This window comes from Tamlana crocina (assembly GCF_012037625.1).
Genome location: NZ_JAAVJS010000657.1, coordinates 1 through 326, shown reverse-complemented (window position 1 = coordinate 326; position 326 = coordinate 1). Strand labels below are relative to the sequence as shown.

The window sequence follows — 326 nt, the reverse complement described above, 5'->3', positions numbered from 1 at the left end:
TAAAAAAGGAATTCAAAGGAATAGTTACAGAAATATCAAACTCGGCCAATGCAACTGCCACGGCAGACCAGGTGACCAACTTTAAGGTGAAGGTAAAGATCTTAAAGGAATCTTACGAGGACCTTCTGGAAGGAAAGCCTGCAAACTATTCCCCTTTTAGACCGGGAATGACAGCGACGGTTGATATCATCACCAACCGAAAAGATAATGTAATTGGGGTGCCAATTAGTGCCGTGGTTGTTAAGACCGATACCGCTTCGGGAAGAAAATCTGGAACTTCTGAAAAAGCAACTCCAAATCAACTTTTTGAAACCGTATATGTAAAA

General features: G+C 41.4%; 1 pseudogene. It reads left to right on the top strand.

Annotated features, from left to right (window positions below):
* Positions 1 to 326: pseudogene (locus tag HC176_RS18455) on the top strand (efflux RND transporter periplasmic adaptor subunit); the annotation flags it as partial.